At 68.8% G+C, this 19,816-nt stretch carries 20 protein-coding genes and 2 tRNA genes; 11 read left to right on the forward strand and 11 right to left on the reverse strand.

Annotation, left to right across the window (positions count from 1 at the left end; genetic code table 11):
• Positions 1-29 precede the first annotated feature (29 nt).
• Entirely contained in the window at positions 30-1,439 is a 1,410-nt protein-coding gene (locus K344_RS0115465) for an ABC1 kinase family protein (protein WP_028081427.1), read from the reverse strand.
• Between K344_RS0115465 and K344_RS0115470 the strand changes: the two genes are divergently transcribed.
• A complete protein-coding gene (locus tag K344_RS0115470) occupies positions 1,366-1,893 on the forward strand; it encodes a DUF6918 family protein (protein ID WP_157622993.1) in 528 nt (175 codons plus the stop codon). The genes K344_RS0115465 and K344_RS0115470 overlap by 74 nt on opposite strands.
• A gap of 154 nt (positions 1,894-2,047) precedes the next feature.
• Here the strand turns inward: K344_RS0115470 and K344_RS22040 are convergent, their stop codons facing one another.
• The 7 genes from K344_RS22040 to K344_RS0115505 are packed head-to-tail and all read right to left on the reverse strand — an operon-like array spanning position 2,048 to position 9,246.
• Positions 2,048-4,606 (reverse strand): DUF1329 domain-containing protein, encoded by a 2,559-nt coding sequence (locus K344_RS22040; protein WP_245586238.1) that lies wholly within the window; start codon positions 4,604-4,606, stop codon positions 2,048-2,050.
• 2 nt (positions 4,607-4,608) lie between these two features.
• Positions 4,609-5,343 (reverse strand): energy transducer TonB, encoded by a 735-nt coding sequence (locus K344_RS0115480; protein ID WP_028081429.1) that lies wholly within the window; start codon positions 5,341-5,343, stop codon positions 4,609-4,611.
• A 27-nt stretch (positions 5,344-5,370) separates the two neighbouring features.
• Entirely contained in the window at positions 5,371-5,784 is a 414-nt protein-coding gene (locus K344_RS0115485) for an ExbD/TolR family protein (RefSeq protein ID WP_028081430.1), read from the reverse strand.
• Positions 5,785-5,786: 2 nt separating this feature from the next.
• Entirely contained in the window at positions 5,787-6,317 is a 531-nt protein-coding gene (locus tag K344_RS0115490) for a MotA/TolQ/ExbB proton channel family protein (RefSeq protein WP_028081431.1), read from the reverse strand.
• Positions 6,304-7,683: a MotA/TolQ/ExbB proton channel family protein gene (locus K344_RS0115495; protein WP_028081432.1), complete on the reverse strand. Its 1,380-nt coding sequence runs from the start codon at positions 7,681-7,683 to the stop codon at positions 6,304-6,306. Before K344_RS0115495 ends, K344_RS0115490 begins: the two co-directional genes overlap by 14 nt.
• Positions 7,680-8,456 carry a DUF3450 domain-containing protein gene (locus K344_RS0115500; RefSeq protein ID WP_043114696.1) on the reverse strand — a complete coding sequence of 259 codons (777 nt, stop codon included), beginning with the start codon at positions 8,454-8,456 and terminating at the stop codon, positions 7,680-7,682. Before K344_RS0115500 ends, K344_RS0115495 begins: the two co-directional genes overlap by 4 nt.
• A 1-nt stretch (position 8,457) precedes the next feature.
• Positions 8,458-9,246 (reverse strand): alpha/beta hydrolase, encoded by a 789-nt coding sequence (locus K344_RS0115505; RefSeq protein WP_028081434.1) that lies wholly within the window; start codon positions 9,244-9,246, stop codon positions 8,458-8,460.
• A gap of 75 nt (positions 9,247-9,321) precedes the next feature.
• Here K344_RS0115505 and K344_RS0115510 point away from each other — a divergent pair, with 75 nt between their 5' ends.
• Positions 9,322-9,690: a rhodanese-like domain-containing protein gene (locus K344_RS0115510; RefSeq protein ID WP_028081435.1), complete on the forward strand. Its 369-nt coding sequence runs from the start codon at positions 9,322-9,324 to the stop codon at positions 9,688-9,690.
• Between the two features lie 95 nt (positions 9,691-9,785).
• Here the strand turns inward: K344_RS0115510 and K344_RS0115515 are convergent.
• From K344_RS0115515 to K344_RS0115525, 3 genes are all read right to left on the reverse strand, one after another.
• Positions 9,786-9,862, reverse strand: a tRNA-Asp gene (locus K344_RS0115515).
• Positions 9,863-9,873: 11 nt separating this feature from the next.
• Positions 9,874-9,949, reverse strand: a tRNA-Val gene (locus tag K344_RS0115520).
• 58 nt (positions 9,950-10,007) lie between these two features.
• Positions 10,008-10,280 (reverse strand): HU family DNA-binding protein, encoded by a 273-nt coding sequence (locus K344_RS0115525; protein ID WP_028081436.1) that lies wholly within the window; start codon positions 10,278-10,280, stop codon positions 10,008-10,010.
• Between the two features lie 441 nt (positions 10,281-10,721).
• Between K344_RS0115525 and K344_RS0115530 the strand changes: the two genes are divergently transcribed.
• The 9 genes from K344_RS0115530 to K344_RS0115570 all read left to right on the forward strand — a co-directional run bounded on the left by K344_RS0115530 (position 10,722) and on the right by K344_RS0115570 (position 19,804).
• Positions 10,722-11,288: a hypothetical protein gene (locus tag K344_RS0115530; RefSeq protein ID WP_157622995.1), complete on the forward strand. Its 567-nt coding sequence runs from the start codon at positions 10,722-10,724 to the stop codon at positions 11,286-11,288.
• Positions 11,285-13,105 carry a tetratricopeptide repeat protein gene (locus tag K344_RS0115535; protein WP_157622997.1) on the forward strand — a complete coding sequence of 607 codons (1,821 nt, stop codon included), beginning with the start codon at positions 11,285-11,287 and terminating at the stop codon, positions 13,103-13,105. The genes K344_RS0115530 and K344_RS0115535 overlap by 4 nt, the downstream gene beginning before the upstream one ends.
• Positions 13,098-15,989: a tetratricopeptide repeat protein gene (locus K344_RS0115540; RefSeq protein ID WP_245586239.1), complete on the forward strand. Its 2,892-nt coding sequence runs from the start codon at positions 13,098-13,100 to the stop codon at positions 15,987-15,989. The genes K344_RS0115535 and K344_RS0115540 overlap by 8 nt, the downstream gene beginning before the upstream one ends.
• The gene (locus K344_RS0115545) at positions 15,973-16,674 is read left to right on the forward strand and encodes a tetratricopeptide repeat protein (protein ID WP_084197516.1); all 702 of its coding nucleotides are present in this window, start codon (positions 15,973-15,975) and stop codon (positions 16,672-16,674) included. Before K344_RS0115540 ends, K344_RS0115545 begins: the two co-directional genes overlap by 17 nt.
• A complete protein-coding gene (locus K344_RS0115550; protein ID WP_028081441.1) occupies positions 16,671-17,063 on the forward strand; it encodes a hypothetical protein in 393 nt (130 codons plus the stop codon). Before K344_RS0115545 ends, K344_RS0115550 begins: the two co-directional genes overlap by 4 nt.
• An 84-nt stretch (positions 17,064-17,147) precedes the next feature.
• Complete coding sequence (locus K344_RS0115555; RefSeq protein ID WP_028081442.1) at positions 17,148-17,777, forward strand: MotA/TolQ/ExbB proton channel family protein; 630 nt, start codon at positions 17,148-17,150, stop codon at positions 17,775-17,777.
• Between the two features lie 28 nt (positions 17,778-17,805).
• Complete coding sequence (locus K344_RS0115560; RefSeq protein ID WP_245586240.1) at positions 17,806-18,327, forward strand: ExbD/TolR family protein; 522 nt, start codon at positions 17,806-17,808, stop codon at positions 18,325-18,327.
• Positions 18,324-18,830, forward strand: coding sequence for an ExbD/TolR family protein (locus tag K344_RS0115565; protein ID WP_245586241.1), 507 nt, complete (start codon positions 18,324-18,326; stop codon positions 18,828-18,830). The genes K344_RS0115560 and K344_RS0115565 overlap by 4 nt, the downstream gene beginning before the upstream one ends.
• Positions 18,827-19,804 (forward strand): AgmX/PglI C-terminal domain-containing protein, encoded by a 978-nt coding sequence (locus tag K344_RS0115570; RefSeq protein WP_028081445.1) that lies wholly within the window; start codon positions 18,827-18,829, stop codon positions 19,802-19,804. The genes K344_RS0115565 and K344_RS0115570 overlap by 4 nt, the downstream gene beginning before the upstream one ends.
• The last annotated feature ends 12 nt before the right edge of the window (positions 19,805-19,816 follow it).

Consider the following 19,816-nt stretch of genomic DNA (forward strand, 5'->3'; position numbering starts at 1 on the left):
GGACGGACAGGAGACTTTGTCTGTACGGCCTACGCATCCCGCACGCGACGCGCGTCCTGCAGTGCAGCAACCAGCAATTCGCGCGAATCGAGCTCGCAACGCAGGGTCGCCAGCATGATGAAGACGCCGGCCAGGCGCCGATGCAGGAAGACGATCTCGCGCGGCGGCACGCGGAAATGCACGGACAGCGCGTTGACCGCGGCGATGCGGCCGGCGCGCATCGGCAGATCGCTGTCGCCCCAGCGGTAGGCGCCGGCGGCGTTGTGCGGGCCGCCGGTCGCGTCGTTGCCGGTCCGGAACGGTTCGACGATCGCCTCGCACATGCCCGCGAAGGCGTCGAGCGCCGGGTCCGGCATCTTGTCGTGCAGCAGGCCGATCGCGCTGGCGCCGCGCACGATCTGCGCGCGATCGCGATGCAGCGCGCCTTCGACGATGTCGCTGTAGTTCTCGATGAAGCCACGGCCGAAGGTCCGCGTCGCGCCGAAATCGAGCAGCACGATGCGATCGTCCTCGCCGCGCTCGTCGACGCGGATGCGGTAATTGCCGAAGTGCGGGTCGGACTGCACCATGCCCCAGCGGAAGAACTCGTTGAAGAACAGATCGAGGAAGGCACTGCCGAGGCGGTTGCGGCGCGCCAGCGACAGGTTCTGCACGCGCGGATCGCGCACGTGCTGATTGGCCTCGTAGGTCGTCGTCAGCACCTGATCGCCGCTGTACTCGTCGAGCACCTGCGGCACCACGTAGCGCGCATCATCCTTGAGGCGCTCGGCGAACGTGCGCGTGAAGTGCGCCTCGGCCTCGTAATCGACTTCGCGGTGCAGCATCTCGCGCACCTCGCTGAAGACCGGCGTCAGGTCGAGGCCCTTCGGCGACAGCCGCGTCATGATCAGCAGGCGCGACAGCGTGCGGATGTCGCTCTCGATGGCATCGGCGACGCCCGGATACTGGATCTTCACGCACAGCTCGAGGCCGTCGCGCTTGCGCCGCGCGCGGTGCACCTGGCCGAGCGAGGCGGCGGCCATCGGCCGCGTATCGACCTCGAGCTCGCGCAGGCGCGCGCGGCCGAGGCTGCGCTCCAGCACCGGCGCGACGACGTTCCAGGCCACCGGCGGCGTGTCGTCCTGCAGCTGCGAGAGCACCGTCACCGCTTCCTCGGGCAGGAAGTACTGGCCGTACAGCGACAGCATCTGGCCGGCCTTCATGACGCTGCCCTTCAGCTTGCCGAGCTCATCGGCGAGGATCTGCGCCTGCCGTTCGTAGAACTCGCGGTTCGCCGCATCGCGCGAGATCTCGCCGCGGAAGATGTTGGCGAGCGAGTGCGCCATGATCTTGGCGCCGGCACCGACGCCGAGCTTGGTCAGCGCGATGCTGCGTTCGAGCGGGCGGGTCTTCAGCGCCGCGATGCTACCCTTCTCATCCCTGTCGTCACGCGATGCCATGCTTGATCCGATCGTGAAATCCCTGAGCGAAATCCTGTGGTCGCCGTTCCAGCGCGAAGCGTTCGCCGCCGATCTGGCGACGCTCGTCGAGCAGCACGTGAAAAGCCGCGGCGGCCTGCGCGGCATGGCGGTCAGGACCGGTTTCGCCCTGCTCAAGGCCGCCAAGCCCGATCTCCTGACCGGCGCGCTGCGCCGCCACGCGCCGCAGTTTATCGCCGCGCTCGAACCGCTGTATGAATCGTTCCGGAACGACCGCGAGCCGGATTTCAGCGTGTTCCTGCAGCGCCACGCGGGTGAAGCCCGGGATGCGCTGCTGGGCGTGGCCGATGCGCGCATCGCGCAAAGCCGCAATGCGTCCCTGAAGGCCGCCTACCAGAAGCTGCGCGGCGGCGCCGAAGGCGAAGTCGAGGCGATCATTCCGGCCCTGGGCCGTCTGATCCGCGGCTATCTCTGAGCCCGGAATCGCGCAGAAAGGACCGGGCGGCGCAGCGGCCGCCCGGCCATCTTGGGAGTGATACGAACACCGGCGGTGTTCATGGCTTGGATGCGCCGGCCCGCGGAAAAGTTGCATCCGGCGCGCGCGCTTTCGCCGCCACCGCCGCCGGTCTTCAGAAATGCGCGTAACGGCCGCGCACGGCGTCGGGCAGGAACTCGGCCTCGCGCATCGGCACGTCGAGCTGCGGCGGCGCATCCTCGGCGTACAGGCGGTTGACGAAGTAGCGGCCGTCCTTGAGGTCGTAGGTGACGACCGGCGCGCAGTTCGCGGCCTGGACGTCGTAGGCCGGCAGCAGATGGCCCTCCTGGAAGCGCCACAGGCGGCCGTCATGATCCTGGTTCTCGACCAGCAGCACGTTCCAGCTGTCCTCGTCGACGTAGAACACCCGCGTGCCGAAGCTGTGCCGCATGCCGCCGCGTTCGCTCGCCTCGATGACCCAGACGCGATGCAGCTCGTAGCGCGTGCCCTCCGGATTGAAGAACTTCGGCGTCAGCAGCTGCGCGTATCGGTAGCGGCCGTCGCCCAGGCGATAGCTGTTGTACGGCACGTAGAGCTCGCGCTTGCCGGTGAGCTTCCACACGTAGCGATCGAAGGCGCCGTTGTACATGTCGATCATGTCGACGAACATCAGGCCGTCGGCGCCCGGAAACGGCTGGTCGTAGCCGACCGGCGGAATGCGGAACATCCGCGGCACGCCGGGCGGGATCACCCAGATGTTGCGCGGCTGCTTCAGCGAGTTGGCCGACTCGTGCACGAGCGCGACGAAGTCGATGTCGTTGCGCGTCTTGCCGAACCAGGTCAGGTAGTAGAGCAGCGTGTTGTCCTGGGCGAGATCGAGCGGATTCTTCGTGTTGCCGTAGCGGAACAGCACGCGCTCGGTCTGCTTGAGGAAGGTCGGCGTGCCGCTGGGGCGCACGACGGCCTGCGTCGACTGCGTGACGATCGAGTTGCCGCGGTAGCGCGTGCGGTGATTCCACAGGATCTCGACGCCCGAAGCCGGATGCGGGAACGGCACGCCGAGGCGCGCGCCGGTCAGCTCGTCCGAGCCGGTGAGGCGCGCCCTGCCGATATTGGCGCGGCTGGCGTCGTAGATCGCCTGCGGATAGGCGACGCTGCGCCGGGTCGCGTAGACCGGCATGCGGTAGTCGGGATACTTCGCGAACAGCGCGAGATGGCCGGCGCTCAGCCGGCCGCGGTATTGCGCGAGATTGCTCGCGGTGATGGTGAACAGCGGCTTGTCGTCCGGGTACGGATCGGCGAGGCGCTGGCCGCTCCTGTAGGCGGCCGGCCATTGCGCGCGCTGCAGGCCACCGCTCCAGGGCGGAATCGTGCCGTCGGCATTGCCGCTCGCATCGGCGCCGATCGGCGTTTCCTTGCCGCTCTGCACGGCGGCCACGGCACCGGCCGACGCGGCGGCGCCGAGCACGCCACCGCCGCCGCTGAGCCGGTCGCTGAGCTGCACCGCGTCGCCTTCGCGCGCGCCACGCGCGGCGGCCGCCTGCAGCGCCTGCTCGCGCGCCTTGCCGCTCTCGAGATACTTGATCCACTGCGCCGCCGAGGGCCGGCCGTCCGGCAGCCTGTCGGCTTCGCGGAAGGCGGCGAGCGCGGCATCGACGTCGGCCTGCTGGTACTGCGCGAAGCCCAGCGCCAGATACGTCTTGCCGCTCGGCTTGCCGAGCGCGATCGCCTGCTGCAGCGCCTGCGCGGCCTGCGCGTACTCGTCGCGATCGAGATGCAGCTGGGCGAGCTGCTGGTACAGCGCCGCGTCCGGCGCGGTCTTCAGCAACGCTTCCAGCGCCGGCATCGCCAGGCTGTCCTCGCGCGCCGCCAGCCAGAACTGCGCGAGCAGCTTGCGGCTGTTGCGGTCGTCCGGCACCAGCTTGCGTTCGAGCAGCGACTGCAGCAGCGAGCCGGCCTCGAACGGCGCGCCGATCTGCGCGGTCAGCGTCGCCAGGCGCAGGCGTTCCTCGGCGGTCTGCAGGAAGCCGAGCCGGTTGGCGAGGTCCATGGTCGCCGCGGCGCGCTCCTTGTTGCCGGCCTTCAGCTGCAGCGCGGCCAGGCGCATCCAGTCCTCGCGATTGCGCGGGTCCTCGCGCAGCAGCTTTTCGAGCAGCGGCGTCGCCTCGCGCTCGCGCCCGGCGCCGATCAGCGCCGCCGCCAGCGCGCGGCGCCAGGCAATGTCGGCGTCGGCCCTGTCGGCGCCGGCCTTCTGCAGCAGCGTTACCGCCTCGGCGTAGCGCCGGTCGCCGATGTAGGCGGCGCCGACCGCGGCCAGCACCTGCGGCGTCGCCTGGCCGCTGCGCAGCTGCGCCTCGAGTTGCGGCAGGACCTTGCGAATGTCGCCGCCCGACAGGTAGAGCTGGGCGAGATCGTTCTTCATCTGCGCCGCCGCCGGCCCCGACAGCGCGTTCTGCGCCAGCGCCTGTTCGAGATACTGGCGCGCCTTCGCGTAGTCGCGGCGCTGCGCCGCCTGCGCGGCGAGATCGCGCAGCAGCAGCGCCTTGGCGTAGGGATCGCTGGTGATCTGCAGCAGCTTCTGCGGGTCTTCCTGCTGCGGCGGCGCCGTCGGCGTGTCGACGATGCGCTGTTCGCTGCGGTACTGGTCGGCCTGCGCCGGCAGCACGAGCGCGCAGAGCAGGGACGCGAGCAGCGTGCGGACGGCGGCGCGCACGCTCACTGCTTCCAGTTGTAGGCGCAATCTTCGGGCAGCATGTCGACGCGCTGCTTGACCTCGCGCGCGGTCTTGCCCGACTCGTAGATCCAGTTCGAGATGCTCTCGACGGCGGCCGCCTCGAACACACCCTTGGGGTCGGCGTCGACCAGGCGCACGTCGCGCACGCGGCCGTTCGGCATCACCGTGAACACGACTTCGACCCAGCCGCGGATTTTCTGCTTGCAGGCCCAATCCGGCATCTGCGGCCGCGCCGTCGACAGCGGCACCAGCGGCTTGCCCTGAAAGCCCTGCCCGGTGCCAATGCCCTTGCCATTGCCGCCGCCGCCCGCGCCGCCGCTGCCCTTGCCGGCGAATCCCGCGAAGCCGCTGCTGCCGGTGATCGACAGGCCGCTCGCGCCGAGCGTCAGCGGCACACTGATCGGGCCAACGTCGAGCGGCGCCGCGGCCAGCGCCGCCGCCGACAGCGACGGCAGATCGGGACGCGCCAGCGAGGGCGGCGCATCGGGCGGCGGCGCCGGCGCGTTGGCGAGTTGCGCATCGGGCGGCTCGTCGTGCGCCGGCGGCGGCGCGACGACCTCGATGTTGTCGAGCGTGCGCAGGCCTTCGCCTTCGCGCACCGGCGGGTGGATCAGGCGAACCATCAGCCAGAACAGCAGCAGCGCCGCCGCGACGCCGAGCAGCGGCGGCACGACGACACGCGACCAGCGCCGCTCGAAGCGGCGCTCAGCGGGCATCGTGGCGGCAGCCGGCATCGCCGTCGGTCACGGCCGCGGCGCGGGCGTGGCCGCGAGCGCGACGTCCTTGAAACCGGCGAGCCGCGCCTGGTCCATGGCTTCGACGACCAGCCCGGCGCGCGCATCGCGATCGGCCTGCACGATGACGGCGGCGTTCGGATTCTCCTGCCGGCGCTTCTGCAGGTGCGCGCGCAGGGCGCGGATGTCGACGCGCTGGCCGTCGCTCCACACCTCGCCGTTCGGCGCGATGGCGACGAGCACGTTGCTGCGCTCCTGCTTCACCGCCGTGCTCGCCACCGGCCGGTTGACATGAATGCCGGCCTCCGAAACGAAGGTGTTGGTGATGATGAAGAAGATCAGCAGGTTCAGGACGAAGTCGAGCATCGGCGCCAGGTCGATGCCGGTTTCCTCGGGCGGATGCGTGTGCCGGCGTGTGCGCATGGCTAGATCACCAGCTCGTCGCCGAAGCGCTCGGTCTCGCGCTGCACGCGCGTCTGGAAGCGGCTCAGGAAGAACATGCCGCTGACGCTGACGACGAGGCCGGCCATGGTCGCGATCATCGCGTGCGAGACGCCGTAGGCCATGGTTCGCGCATCGGCCGAGCCGCGCAGCATCATGCCGTCGAACACTTCCAGCATGCCGGTGACGGTGCCGAGCAGGCCGAGCAGCGGCGCGATCGGCACGGTGACGCGCAGGAGCGGCAGCGGCGCCGACAGGGCCACCCTGGCCTGCGAGATCAGCATCGCACGCACCTGCCGCGCGCTCCACGACTCCCGCTCGCGCCGCCGCAGCCACTGCGCGCGCAGCTCGGCGCGCTGCAGCGGGTAGACGCGGCGGAAGTACCACCAGCGCTCGGCGATCAGCGTCCACATGACCAGCGCGCAGACGAAGATCCACGGCAGCACCCAGCCGCCGGCGGCGATCAGTTCCGAGACCGACGCGAAGGGCGACAGCAGCGTATCAAGCAGACGCATCGCCGCCCTCGCCCGTCTCGATATGCCGCGCCAGCAGGCCGGCGCTCTGCTCGTCGAGAATCTGCACCAGCACGCGCGAGCGTGCCGAGAGGATGGCGTTGACGAACAGCATCGGCACCGCGACGCCGAGGCCGAGCACCGTGGTGATCATGGCCTGCGAGATGCCGCCCGCCATCAGGCGCGGATCGCCGGCACCCTGTTCCTGGATCACCTGGAAGGTGATGATCATGCCGGTCACGGTGCCGACCAGACCGAGCAAGGGACCGGCCGCGATGATCAGGCGCAGCAGCGGCTGGAAGCGTTCGAGCGCGGGAATCTCGCGCAGGATGGCCTCCGACAGGCGCAGTTCGAGCACTTCGGCATTGCCGATGCCCTGCGCCGGATCGCCCTTGAACGCGGCGAGCACGCGGCCGAGCGGATTGTCGGCGCGCGGGTGACCGATGTCGGCGAGTTGCCCACGCACGCGCGCACCGACGCGCAGCAGGTAGACGAGCTGCCACAGCGCCAGCACCGCGCCGGCGAAGCCGATGACGATGATCACGTAGGCGATCACCCCGCCCTGGTCGATGCGCTCGCGCAGCGACGGCCGCAGCGCCTCCTGCGCGAGCAGGCTGCCGTGCGAGGGATCGATCATCATCGGCTGCACGCCGTCCTTCGCCTCGACGTAGTCGGCGGCAAGCGAGCGCCAGTGCCGCGCCGGCTGGCGCGTCAGCTCGGCGAGCGCGCCGGCCTGCGGATCGAAGACGAGATAACGGCCGTCGCTGAAGGCGCTGAAGCTGCCGATGCGCAGTACCTCGCGCTCGGCGCGCGCGCCGCCGGCATCGATCACCGGCGCCTTGAAGCGCGCGATCCTGCCGCTCTCGGTCAGCTCGAACTGCAGGTCGTACCAGAAGCGTTCGAGATCGGCGACCGGCGCATAGCCGTCGCGATCGGCGAGCGCGTCGAGCGTCGCGGCCCGCTCCGGCAGCTGGGCGCTGATCAGGGATTCGGACGCGATCGCGCGGAATGCACCGGCCGCTTCCTTGACCGCGCCCTGCACCTGCACGTAATCGCCGGCGCGCGCCTGCAGCTGCGCCTTGAGCTCGGCGATCTCCTTCTGATTCGCCGCGAAACGCGCGCGCACCGCGTCGGCGCGGGCCTTGGCGGCGGCGAGATCGGCTTCGGCCTTCTGCACCAGCGCCGCCTGCTGGTTCTTGTCGCGCAGGAAGCGCTGCTCGCGCTCGGCGTTGAGCCTGGCGTTCTGGCCGGCGGCGTCCTGCACCTGCTTGAGCAGGGCATCGAGCCCGCTCTGAGCGCTGGCCGGATCGGCGGCCAGTGCCGGCAGCGGCAGGCACAGCGCCAGCGCGACGACGAGGCGGCGGATCATGGCGCGCTCCGCGCCGCCGGCAGCGGCAGTTCGAGCAGGTTCACCGCGGTCAGTTCGCGGGCCATCTTCAGGCCGTCGCGGATGGAGCCCGCGTAACGGCGCGGCAACGGCTCCCATCGGCCGGCGCCCGCGCTCCACAGGCGCGGCCGGCTGCCGTCCGGCGCCAGCGCGTAGAGCTCGACGCGACCGACACGCAGCACGTCGAGCGTCTCGCCGTCGGCATCGTAGCGCTCGACACCGAGCGTGCGTCCGTAGTCGACCTCGACCTGATAGGCCTCGAGGATGCGGCGGAACTTCTCGCCGGCATTGATCTGCGGATCGCCGAGCGCGCGCTTGAGGCCGGCGATGCGCTCGCGACGCTCGTCGCGCAGGAACGGCAGATCGAGGGCCACGAACTTCTCGAGGCTGTCGGTCATGCGCAGCATCAGCGGCGTCAGGTCCTCGCCCGCACGGTCGAGGTCGCCGAGCTGCTGGCGCAGGCTCTGCAGTTCGGCGCTCTGCTGGCTCAGCAACTCGTCGAGCTGCTGCGCATAGACATTCAGCTGCTGGGCCTGCCAGGTCGCGGACCGATAGCGCTCGAGCAGCGCCCGCGTCTGGTCGTCGAGCTGGTCGACGCGCTGCTGCGAAGCGACGGCGGCGCGCTGCGCCTGCTGCGCGGCGTCCAGCGCCTTGCCGAGCGGATCGTTCTGTGCCTGCGCCGCCGCCGCGGCGAGCAGCAGCGCAGCGCCGATGATGCCGCGCCGCGGCCGGCGGTCCCTCGCCGTCGCCGCCATGTCAGCGGGCCGTGCGTTCGTGACGGTGCTCGAGAGGCCTCAGCCACCCGCAGATCGCGTGCATCATTTCCTCGGTCTCCTCGTCGTCGATGACCCAGTGTCCGCGCTCGGCGTAGTGGCGCTGCGTGACGTGCGCGTAGCGTTTCGCCACCTTGCGCACGACGCTCGCCGGCGTCAGGCGGTCCTTGCCGCAGCTTACGACGTAGACCGGACAGCGGACCTTGGCCGCTTCGACAGCCGACGCGCGCGAAAAATCCAGCGGCCACATGCCGATCTCGAAGGATGCGCACCCGGACTCGTGCACCATGCTTTCATACAGCGCGCGATGCCGGTCCACCGGCACGTTGTTGAAGGCGTAGCGCTGCGCATGCGCGAACGACGGCTTGTGCGGATTGCGCCAGAACAGGCCGCTGAACATCCATGGCGCGAAGGCGCCGACCACCGAAGGCGTCAGCGGATTGATGCCGCGCGGCGGCGCCGGCGTCAGCAGCACCAGCGCCAGCGGATCGATGCGCGTCGCCAGCTGCTGCGCGAGCAGTCCGCCCATCGAGTGGCCGATGAGGATCGGCGGCTTGTCGAAATGCCGCGCGGCGATCGCCTCCTCGAGAAACTGCAGGTAGTCGCGCAGGCTCTTGCGCCGCACCTGCAGCGGCTGGTCGGTCGCGTCGTCGTGCGCCGGCAAGGACGGCGCGAAACAGGAATAGCCGCGCGGCGCGAGGATATCGACGACGCGCTTCCAGCTCGCGCCGGTGCACCACATGCCGTGGACCAAGACCACCGGATGACTCATGCCGCACTCCCCCAAGCCCCGTGCAAAGCCGTAATCTAGTCGCAGCCCTGCCCTCCCTCAAACAGGAACGATGCAATGGCCGATCACTCGCCCGCCTTCATCGCGCTGGTCGCCGAGGCGCGCCAGCGCATCCGCGAAGTCGCCGCCGCCGACCTGACGCGCACCCTCGCATCGCAGCGCGGCGCGCGCCTCATCGATGTGAGGGAGGAAAGCGAATATCGCGCCGGCCACGTGCGCGGCGCGGAATGGCTCGGCAAGGGCATCATCGAGCGCGACATCGAGAAGGCGGTGCCCGACAAGGACACGCCGCTGTTTCTCTATTGCGGCGGCGGCTACCGCTCGGCGCTCGCCGCCGACAACCTGCAGAAGATGGGCTACCGCCAGGTCTGGTCGATCGATGGCGGCTGGCGCGCCCTGCAGGAACTGCTGCCGACCGAGAGCTGATTCCACGGCGGCATTGCGTCGTGGCCGACGCTCGATCCGGAACGACGGGCAACAAAAAAGCCGCGAGTTCAGGCGCGGCTTCTTTCACAGCTTGATGGCGGAGCGGACGGGACTCGAACCCGCGACCCCCGGCGTGACAGGCCGGTATTCTAACCGACTGAACTACCGCTCCACTTCAACTTTTGGTGGGTGCTGACGGGCTCGAACCGCCGACATTCGCCTTGTAAGGGCGACGCTCTACCGACTGAGCTAAGCACCCTGCAGGCAATTGCTCTGGCCAGAACTTCGGCCTTCAGCAACCAACCGTGGAAAGACCGCTACTTTATCAGGTCCTTGAGCGCTTTGCCAGCCTTGAACGACGGCGTCTTGCTGGCCTTGATCTTGATCGTCGCGCCCGTCTTCGGGTTGCGGCCGGCACGGGCGGCGCGCTCGCGCACGAGGAAGGTACCGAAGCCGACCAGCGAAACCTTGTCCTTCTTCTTGAGCGCCTTGCCGACGACTTCAAAGAAAGCGTCGACCGCGCGACCGGCATCGGCCTTCGACAGGTCGGCCTTGTCGGCAACCGCGTTGATGAGTTCAGTCTTGTTCATGAATCGTACGTCCCCTAAATAATGAATCGGCCGGAGCCGGAAGATGCGGCGATCGCGTGTAGGTGTTACCCGCGCTGCGACGATGTCTGCGGATCGCGCTCGCTGCGAGAGCGCGTTGTCGTAGGGATACGCGGGTTGCGGCGCTTTATAGCAACTGAGTTTTCGAGCGTCAACACGAACGCACGACGCATATCCTTATGTCATGCAATGACATGCGTGTGTCGCCAAACAGCGACAGTTGGCACGCGCCGCGCGCATTCGCACAACGACGCGGCACGCGCCACACCGTTCGTCCGCGCGCTTGCTACCATTCGCACCGCTGAGGACTTTCTGCCGCGCGTTTGTACGGATTCTCCCTATAGTGATTACCGTCAATTCGTCGGCGTATCGTCCGCATGCCTTTGCTACACTCCGGTCAACCCATCTGGATCAAACCAGCCGATGCCGAGAACTCGAGGCCTCAAGGCCCTAGGCGCGATTCTCGCGCTCGTAAGCAGCCTGCCCGCAGCGGCCGCCACGGCGGACCTCGACGAGCAGGCGATCAAGCTTGACCAAGCCGTGCAGGCACTCAAGGACGAGGTGCTCGAGTTCAACAGTGACGCCGCGGCCGTCGAAGTCGACGCCCTGCTGCCCGACTACAACCGCCTCAACGTCTATCTGAGCGTCACCACCGGCGGCCTGCTGCTGCAGGAAGTCACGGTCGCCATCGACGACAAGCCGGCCGAGATCTACCACTACGACGACTTCGATTCGCGCGCCATCCTCGAGAAGAACAGCGTGCAGCGCCTGCTGCGCGTGGCGGCGGCGCCGGGCGCGCACCAGCTGCGCATCAGCTTCACGGGCAATTACGCGGATGCCAAGGCCGGTGATCCGCCGCTCACCGACCATTACAGCGCCACCATCGACAAGCCCGCGCAGGCCACCGACGTCGAGTTCGTCATCAGCCGCGAAAGCCGCTTCGGCGGCCGGCCGAAACTGACGATGAAGCAATGGAGGCCCGCGCAATGAAACGCCGCGTCTCTCTTGCCCTGAGCGCGGCGCTGCTCGCGCTGCCGCTCGCCGCCGCCGCCGTCGAGACCTACGAAGCCGGCAGCGCCAGGGATCCGCAGGTCCGCCTGTCGCAGTTCCTCGACGCCGACCGCCGCCATTTCTCGGCGCTGATCGAACTGCGCCAGCTCGCCGGCGATCAGGACCCGCTGAAGATGCCGGCGGAATACCAGTGGCGGCTCGCCAACAACTACCTCGGCTTCGGCATGGGCGAACGCGCCGAGGCGGTCTACCGCAGCCTCGCGGCGACCGCGAACAACCCGAAGGACGTCGCCAAGGCACAGCTGCGCCTCGCCGAGTTCGACTATCAGCGCGGCTACACGGCGCAGGCGCGCGCCAACCTGTACCGCTTGCGCGACAAGCTGCCGAAGGAGCTGATCGCCGACTGGCAGGATCTGCTGGCGCGCGTGCTGATGGCCGAGGGCCGCTACGGCGAAGCCGCCGACATGCTGCTCAAGGAAGACAACGCCACCACGCAGTCGCCGTTCACGCGCTACAACCTCGGCATCGCGCTGCTCAACAGCGGCCGCGTCGCGCAGGGTCAGACGGTGCTGGACCGTGTCGGCACGCTGCGCCCGGACAATGCCGAGGAGCTGGCGCTGCGCGACCGCGCCAATCTCACGCTCGGCTGGCAATTCCTGCAGACGCAGCAGGGCGGCACCGCCAAGCCGGTCTTCGGCCGCGTGCGCGTCGAGGGCCCGTTCTCGAATCGCGCCCTGCTCGGTCTCGGCTGGTCGGAGCTGGCGCCGCAGGGCGCGCGCATCCAGCGCTCGGACCCGCCGGACGACAAGGCGCAGGGTCCGAGCAAGATTTCGTTCTCGACGCTCGGCGTGCTGCTGCGCCCGGGCTATCTCGACAGCGACGTCTTCGATCGCGCCGGCATGCGCTCCTTCCGCCTGCGCAGCGGCAATCCGGAGAGCGAGGCGGCGCTGCGCCGCGCGCTGGTGCCGTGGCTCGAGCTGATCTCGCGCGATCCGATGGATCCCGCCGTGCAGGAAGCCTGGCTGGCGATTCCCTACACGCTCGACCAGCTCGGCGCGCACACGCAGGCGCTGCAGTATTACGAGAAGGCGGTCGAGGTCCTCGAGACCAGCCGCAAGCGCATGAACGATGCGATGGCCTCGATCAAGCAGGGCCGCATGGTCGAGACCATCGTGCGCCGCGACATCGATTCCGAGGCCGGCTGGGACTGGAAACTGCGCGACCTGCCGGACGCGCCGGAGACCTACTTCCTGCAAAGCCTGCTCGCCGAGCACCGCTTCCAGGAAGCGCTGAAGAACTATCGTGACGTGCGCATGCTGGCGCGCGATCTCGACGGCTGGCGAACGCACCTGGCCGGCATCGAGCAGGACTACGTGAGCGCGACGCAGCAGCCGGCGAACCCGGACGAGATCGTCAAGCGCGCACTGCGCGAACACGACGACCCCTACGCCGGCACCCGGGCAAAACTGATACTCGCGCCGCGTCTGGCGGCGCCGGGCGGCTACACGCAGAAGCCGTCGGCGCCCGCGCCGCAGATTCCGCCGCTGGAGATCGCCGCCGCGCCGACGCGCTTCAACGGACCTTACGAGCGCATCCAGACGCTGCAGTCCCGCGTCGGCAACCTGCGCGATCAGCTCGCGACGATCGGCAATGCGCAGTCGCAGCTGCTGCAGCAGATGGCGACCCAGGAACTCGAGGGCCAGCGCAAGCAGATCGAGCGCTATCTGGTCGAGGCGCGTTTCGCGCTCGCGCGCCTCTACGACCGCCAGCAGAAGGGTGAACTGGACCGTGACTGAGCCCCCGATCATCGATCAAGCGCAGCGCCGCAGGCCGCGCGGCGCGCGGCGCCGCCCGCTGTTCGTGCTCGCCGCAGTGACGCAGGCGGCGATGGCGCTGTCGGCCTGCACGCCGGCCGTCGTCAAGCAGTCGGCGCCGCCGATCCGCGAGGCGATCGGCAAGCAGAAGGCGCCTGCCGAAAGCGTGCTGCCGATCATCAAGTCGGAGGACATCGCGCCCGATCCGCAGAAGGCGGCAGACAACTATCGCAAGCTGCTCGATCTCAAGCCCGACGCCGAAACCAGCGACGAGGCGACACGCCGCCTCGCCGACCTGCAGGTGCAGATGGCCGACGCCGCCGGCAGCTCCGAGCAGTCGGAGAAGTCGCTGCGCGAGTCGATCCGCCTGTACAACCAGCTGCTCGCCGCGCATCCCCAAGATCCGAACAACGATCGCATCTACTACCAGCTGGCGCGCGCGCAGCAGAACGCCGGCGATACCGACGCGGCGATCGCCACGCTGAAGAATCTCAGCGACCGCCTGCCCGACTCGCGCCTGGCCGGCGACGCGCACTTCCGCCGCGCCGAGCTGCTGTTCGCGACCAACCGCTACGCCGACGCCGAAGGCGAGTACAAGATCGTGCTCGACATGAAGGACGCGACGCCGTTCTTCGTGCCGGCGCAGTACAAGTACGGCTGGTCGCAGTACAAGCAGTCGAAGTACGAAGCGGCGATCGGCACCTTCTTCGCGATCCTCGACCGCGAGCTGCCGCCCGGCGAGACCACCGATCCGGATGCCGCGCTCGGCGGTGTCACCAAGGAGAAGTACGATCTCGCCAAGGATTCGCTGCGCGTGGTCACGCTGTCGCTCGCCACGCTCGGCGGCGGCCCGGCGCTCAACGATTATCTGGCCAAGCATGGCGACCCGCGCTTCTATCCGCTGGTCTATGCCGCGCTCGGCGATTCGCTGCTCGAGAAGAAGCGCTACACCGACGCCGCCAACGCCTACGCGGCGTTCATCCAGCGCTATCCCAATTCGCCGCTGGCGCCCGGCTTCCAGACGCGCGTCATCGCCGCTTACGACGAAGGCGGCTTCGGCGAGCTGACGCTGAAGGAAAAGGAACGCTACGTCGCCAGCTACGATCCGGCCGCCGCCTACTGGGCCGGCAAGCCGGCGACGCCGGACGTGATGGCGGCGCTGCGCACGCACCTCGAGGACATCGCCAAGTCCTATCACGCGACGGCGCAGCAGAAGGCGAAGACGCCGGGCGGCGCGCCGCCGGCGGAGTTCCTGACGGCGGCCAAGTCGTATCGCCGCATCATCGAGCTGTATCCGCAGGACGCAAAGCTGCCGGACATCAACTTCCTGCTCGGCGATGCGCTGCTCGACGGCGGCCATACGCTCGAAGCGGCGCAGGAATACAGCAAGACGGCCTACGGCTACCGGCCGCACGTCAAGGCGCCGGAAGCCGCCTACGCTGCCGTGCTCGCCTACCAGAAGAACGCCAAGGAAGTGCCGGCCGCGCAGCGTCCGGAGGCGCTCAAGCTGGCGATCGCCGAAAGCCTCAAGCTGGCCGACACCTACCCCGCGCATGCGCAGCGCAACGCCGTGCTGACGCAGACCGCCGAGGATCTCTACGAGCTCAAGGACTACGAGCAGGCGATCGCCGTCGCCGACCGCGTCATCAAGGCCGGCAACAACCTCACCCAGGATCAGCGCCGTCTGGCCTGGAGCGTGACCGGCGATTCGCAATTCGCGCTCAAGCACTACCCGCAGGCAGAAGCCGCGTTCAGCGAGGAGCTGAAGCTGACGCCGGGCAGCGCGCCGCAGCGTGGCGAAGTCGTCGAGCAGCTTGCCGCCGCCGTCTACAAGCAGGGCGAGGCCGCACGCGATGCCGGCGATCTGAAGACCGCCTCGCAGCACTTCCTGCGTGTCGGCCAGGTCGCGCCGGGCGCCAAGATCCGCGCGACCGCCGAGTACGACGGCGCCGCCGCCCTGCTCGCGCTGCAGGACTGGTCGCATGCGGCGAGCGTGCTCGAAGGCTTCCGCCAGCAGTTCCCCGGCAACGCCCTCGAAGCCGACGTCGACAAGAAGCTCGCGGTCGCCTACGAGAAGGACAACAAGCCGCTGCCCGCCGCGCAGACCTATGCGCGCATCGCCCGCCGCGGCAGCGAGGACGGCGCAACGCGCGAAGAGGCGGCCTGGCGGTCGGCGAGCCTCTATGACAGCGCCAAGGACACGGCCGGCGCGGCGCAGGCCTACGACTACTACGTGAAGAGCTTCCCCGCCGCCTTCGATCGCAACGTCGAAGCGCGCGGCCGCCTCGTCGAGTTCGCGCGCGGCAGCGGCAATGCGCAGCAGCTGACGGCGGCGCTGCGCGAGCAGGTCGCCGTCAACGACAGTGCCGGTGCGCGCGCCAACGATCACTCGCGCGCGCTCGCCGCCAAGGCCGCGCTCGAGCTCGGCCGCCTGTCGGCGACCGAGACGCAGGGCATCGCCATCACCGTGCCGCTCGACAAGTCTCTGGCGCGCCGCAAGCAGTCGATGCAGCAGGCCCTGGGCTGGTTCGACAAATCGGCGAGCTACGGCTACGCCGACGTCGTCACCGCCGCCACCTACGAGACCGGCCGCCTGTACCAGACCTTCGGTCGCGCGCTGCTCGATTCGGAGCGCCCGAAGAAACTTTCCGAGCTGGAGCTCGAACAGTACAACGTGCTGCTCGAAGAACAGGCCAATCCCTTCGAGGAGAAAGCCATCGACACCTACGAGAACAATCTGCGCCGCATCAAGCAGGGCGTCTACGACGAGTGGGTCGTCAAGAGCCTGCAGCAGCTCGTGGCGATGGCGCCGGCGAAGTACGAGAAGCGCGAACAGGGCCAGGACCGCTATGAAAGCCTCAAGTAAGCGCGTCGCAGCCGGGCACGCCCTGCGGGCCGCGCTGCTCGCCCTGCCGGCGCTGCTGCTGGCCGCCTGCGGCAGCGCGCCGAGCCGACCCGAACCACCGGCGCGCAGCAGCGCGCCGACGACGCCCGCCGCAACGCCGAAACCGGCGGCGCCCGCGCCCGACAAGGGAGACGTGCAGGCGCGCTTCGACGCCGCGCTCGAGGTGCTGAAGAGCGGTGACCTGCAGCAGGCCGAACAGCAGTTCGGCGAACTGACCAAGGACTTCCCCGACTACGCCGGTCCGTGGACCAATCTCGGCATCGTCTACGCCAAGACCAAGCGCCGCGACGCCGCCATCACCGCGCTGACGCGCGCCGCCACGCTGAATCCGCAGAACCACGTCGCCTTCAACTGGCTCGGCATGCTGAACCGCGAGGCGGGCAACTATGACCGCGCGCGGCTCGCCTACGAGAAGGCCCTGCAGATCGATCCGGATGACCAGCTCGCGCGCCTCAACTACGCGATCCTGCTCGACCAGTACCTGAAGCAGCCGCAGGCGGCGCTGGCGCAGTACCAGGCGTACCAGCAGCACCAGGCGCAGGCCGGCAAGGAAGACCTGCGCGTGCTGGCCTGGAGCGCCGAACTCGAGGCCAAGACCCAGGCCGCCGCGCCGGCGCCGGCTGCGAAGCCGGAGAAAAAACCATGAAGGTCGCGCACCTGAAGCCGTTCGCGCTCACCGCCGCGCTGCTGCTCGGCAGCGGCCTGGCCCGCGCGCAGGACGAGATGCCGGCGGTCAGCAGCCCGGCGGCCGACAAGCCGATCGTCGCCAGGCCGGCCTCGCCGACGCCGAACGTCGACGCCGCCGCGGCGGCGGGCGGCACCACCATCTTCGGCGAGCGCGAATCGCCGATCGGCCTGTACATCACGCCCTGGCGCGATGCGCATGCCGAGCGCGACATCGATCGACCGGCCCGGCTTTTGCAGGAAAAGGCCATGCCGATCGACCGCACCGTGTTCAATCGTCAGGTGGAGTACTACGAAGCCCTGGCGGCGGAGCTGAAGAAGAAGGGCGTAGTCTCGCCGGTAGCACCTTAGAGCAGCAGAACAGCAGAGCAGCGGATCGACGGCGATCCCGCTGTACAAATAGCACTTTTGTACGTTTTCACAGAGGGAAGCAACATGGACCTGTTCGTCACCATCCTGCACTTCTTCCAGAAGGGCGGCTTCATGATGTATCCGATCGCGATCGTGCTGGCGCTCAGCGTCGCCATCGCCATCGAGCGCTGGCTGTTCCTGGGCCGCATCGAGCGCGAGAACCGCAAGCTCTGGAAGGATGTGTCGCCGCTGCTCGCCAAGGGTGACGTCGCCACCGCCGAGCAGCTCGCCTCCGGCTCCGACGCCGCCGTCGCGCGCATCGTCGCCGCCGGCGCCGCGCAGGCCAAGGTCGATCCGCACCGCAACGAAGTCGAGACGGCCACCGAGGAAGCGCTGATGGAAGTGCTGCCGGCGGTCGAGAAGCGCACGCACTATCTCGCCACCTTCTCCAACATGTCGACGCTGCTCGGCCTGCTCGGCACGGTCATCGGCCTGATCGGCGCCTTCGCCGCGCTCGGCAACGCCGACCCGACGGAGAAGGCGGACCTGCTGTCGCGCGGCATTTCCGAAGCCATGAACTGCACGGCCTTCGGCCTGATGGTCGCGATCCCGACGCTGATCGTCCACGCCTGGCTGCAGGCCAAGACGACCGAACTCGTGGACAGCCTCGAAGCCGCCTGCGCCAAGTTCGTCAGCGCCGTCGGGCGCAAGTAGTCGGTCTCCCTTTTTCGGGAGTACCCGGATGAAAGTATCCCGTCGCACGCGACGCCTCGAACGCCATCAGAGACTGAGGGCGCGCGCGGTATCGCTGAACATCGTGTCGATGATCGACGTGTTCGCCGTGCTGGTGTTCTTCCTGCTCGTCAGCTCGTCGATCACCGCCGCCAAGCTCAACGTCATCAACCTCAACCTGCCCTCGCCCGACCAGCAGGCCGCACCCGACAAGCCGCCGCTGCAGCTGACCATCACGCTGCGCAAGAACGGCCTCGACGTGTCCGACCGCAACGGCGCGCTGCGCCATCTCGACAACACGCCGGAAGGCTACAACCTGCAGGCGCTCGGCGATCTGCTGGTCGAGGTCAAGAAGGCGGCGCCCAGCGAGAACAACGTGACCCTGCTGCTCGAGGCCGACATCCCGTACGACGACCTGATCAAGATCATGGACGTCGCACGCTTCGCGCCGGCCGAGGCGCGTGCCGCCGGCCTGCCGATCGAGATGTTCCCGAACGTCTCGCTCGGTGACGCCCCGGGAGGTGCGCCATGAGGCTGCGAATGGGCAAGCGCGCCGCCCGCAAGTGGCGCATCGCCGGCCACGAAGTCGAGATGAACGTGGTGTCGCTGATCGACATCTTCGCGATCCTCGTCTTCTACCTGCTCGTCAACGCCCTCGCCGTCGAAGTGCTGCCGAGCCCGCAGGCCCTGCAGCTGCCGAAGTCGGTGGTCAAGGAAGAGCCGAAGCAGACCACGGTGATCGTCGTCACCAAGAACGACATCCTCGTCGACAACGTGCGCGTGATGGGCACCGACGACGCGGCAGCGGTCGGCAACGGCTTCCTGCCGGCGCTGAAGACCGAGCTGCTGCGCGCGCCGCTGATGCGCGTCGAGGGCCAGGACGCGGCGTCGGTCACGCGCGGCGACGTCAACATCATGGCCGACAAGGCCATCCCGTACGAAGTGCTGAAGAAAGTGATGGCGACCTGCACCGAGGCCCGCTTCGCGAAGATCTCGCTCGCGGTGCTCGAGAAGAAGCGCGGAGGCACGCCATGAATGCGTCCTTCGTGACGGCTTTCGACGGCTGGGACATCAATGCCGAGGCCGACCGCCGCTTCCGCCGCATCGCCGGCGCGCTGCTGGCGCTGTTCGTCGTGCTCGGCATCGTCATCCCGCTGATCCACCTGACCGGCCTGCAGCGCGGCGGCGGCGAGACCATCGAGGAGCGCTACGTCAGCATCATTCCGGATGCGCCGGTCGCCGAAAAGGTCGAGGAGCCCAAGCCCTCGCCCGAGGACAACAAGAAGCCCGAAGAGCAGAAGGCGAAATCGGAAAAGCCGGTGCAGGACAAGCCGAAGGCGCCGCCGCAGCCGACCGAGGCCGAACGCCAGGCGCAGGCACGCGCCGTGGCGCAGAACTCCGGCGTGCTGGCGATGGCCGACCAGCTCGCCGAGCTGCGCGATCAGTCGCTGCGCGGGCTCGACACCAGCCGGCCGCTGTCGAACGAGCGCGTGACGGCGCAGGCCGGCACCGGCGCGACGGGCGGATCGAGTGCGGCCTTCGCCGACGCGGCCACGCGCGGCAGCGGCGGCATCGGCGCGGTCGGCACCGGCGACGAGCGGCGCACGCAGTCCGGCGCCGGTCTCGGCCAGCGCCGCACGACGATGGTCGAGGCGCCGAAAGGCGCCGGCCCCGACCGGACCAAGCCGGGCCAGAACGGCGACAAGCTGCTGCCGGGCCGCACGCTTGAAGAGATCCAGCTGACCTTCGACCGCAACAAGGGCGCCTTCTACGCGATCTTCAATCGCGCGATGCGCGAGAACCCGAACATCAGCGCCGGCAAGATCGTCGTGAGCCTGACGATCGCGCCGAACGGCAGCGTCACCGACTGCAAGCTGGTGTCGAGCACGTTCAGCGATCCGGATCTCGAGCGCAAGGTGATCCAGCGCGTGATGCTGCTGAACTTCGGCCCGAAGGACGTGCCGCCGTTCACCTACCCGAACTATCCGATCAACTTCCTGCCGTCCTGAGATCGTTTCGTT

Origin of the sequence: Solimonas soli DSM 21787 (assembly GCF_000474945.1) — a bacterium.
GTDB lineage: Bacteria > Pseudomonadota > Gammaproteobacteria > Nevskiales > Nevskiaceae > Solimonas > Solimonas soli.

Excerpts from the sequence above, each read along its gene's own strand:
- K344_RS0115470 (WP_157622993.1), top strand. The coding sequence starts at position 1,366 with ATGCTGCGTTCGAGCGGGCGGGTCTTCAGCGCCGCGATGCTACCCTTC.
- K344_RS0115465 (WP_028081427.1), bottom strand. The coding sequence starts at position 1,439 with ATGGCATCGCGTGACGACAGGGATGAGAAGGGTAGCATCGCGGCGCTG.
- K344_RS0115480 (WP_028081429.1), bottom strand. The coding sequence starts at position 5,343 with ATGCCCGCTGAGCGCCGCTTCGAGCGGCGCTGGTCGCGTGTCGTCGTG.
- K344_RS0115485 (WP_028081430.1), bottom strand. The coding sequence starts at position 5,784 with ATGCGCACACGCCGGCACACGCATCCGCCCGAGGAAACCGGCATCGAC.
- K344_RS0115490 (WP_028081431.1), bottom strand. The coding sequence starts at position 6,317 with ATGCGTCTGCTTGATACGCTGCTGTCGCCCTTCGCGTCGGTCTCGGAA.
- K344_RS0115495 (WP_028081432.1), bottom strand. The coding sequence starts at position 7,683 with ATGATCCGCCGCCTCGTCGTCGCGCTGGCGCTGTGCCTGCCGCTGCCG.
- K344_RS0115500 (WP_043114696.1), bottom strand. The coding sequence starts at position 8,456 with ATGGCGGCGACGGCGAGGGACCGCCGGCCGCGGCGCGGCATCATCGGC.
- K344_RS0115505 (WP_028081434.1), bottom strand. The coding sequence starts at position 9,246 with ATGAGTCATCCGGTGGTCTTGGTCCACGGCATGTGGTGCACCGGCGCG.
- K344_RS0115510 (WP_028081435.1), top strand. The coding sequence starts at position 9,322 with ATGGCCGATCACTCGCCCGCCTTCATCGCGCTGGTCGCCGAGGCGCGC.
- K344_RS0115525 (WP_028081436.1), bottom strand. The coding sequence starts at position 10,280 with ATGAACAAGACTGAACTCATCAACGCGGTTGCCGACAAGGCCGACCTG.
- K344_RS0115530 (WP_157622995.1), top strand. The coding sequence starts at position 10,722 with ATGCCGAGAACTCGAGGCCTCAAGGCCCTAGGCGCGATTCTCGCGCTC.
- K344_RS0115535 (WP_157622997.1), top strand. The coding sequence starts at position 11,285 with ATGAAACGCCGCGTCTCTCTTGCCCTGAGCGCGGCGCTGCTCGCGCTG.
- K344_RS0115545 (WP_084197516.1), top strand. The coding sequence starts at position 15,973 with ATGAAAGCCTCAAGTAAGCGCGTCGCAGCCGGGCACGCCCTGCGGGCC.
- K344_RS0115550 (WP_028081441.1), top strand. The coding sequence starts at position 16,671 with ATGAAGGTCGCGCACCTGAAGCCGTTCGCGCTCACCGCCGCGCTGCTG.
- K344_RS0115555 (WP_028081442.1), top strand. The coding sequence starts at position 17,148 with ATGGACCTGTTCGTCACCATCCTGCACTTCTTCCAGAAGGGCGGCTTC.
- K344_RS0115560 (WP_245586240.1), top strand. The coding sequence starts at position 17,806 with ATGAAAGTATCCCGTCGCACGCGACGCCTCGAACGCCATCAGAGACTG.
- K344_RS0115565 (WP_245586241.1), top strand. The coding sequence starts at position 18,324 with ATGAGGCTGCGAATGGGCAAGCGCGCCGCCCGCAAGTGGCGCATCGCC.
- K344_RS0115570 (WP_028081445.1), top strand. The coding sequence starts at position 18,827 with ATGAATGCGTCCTTCGTGACGGCTTTCGACGGCTGGGACATCAATGCC.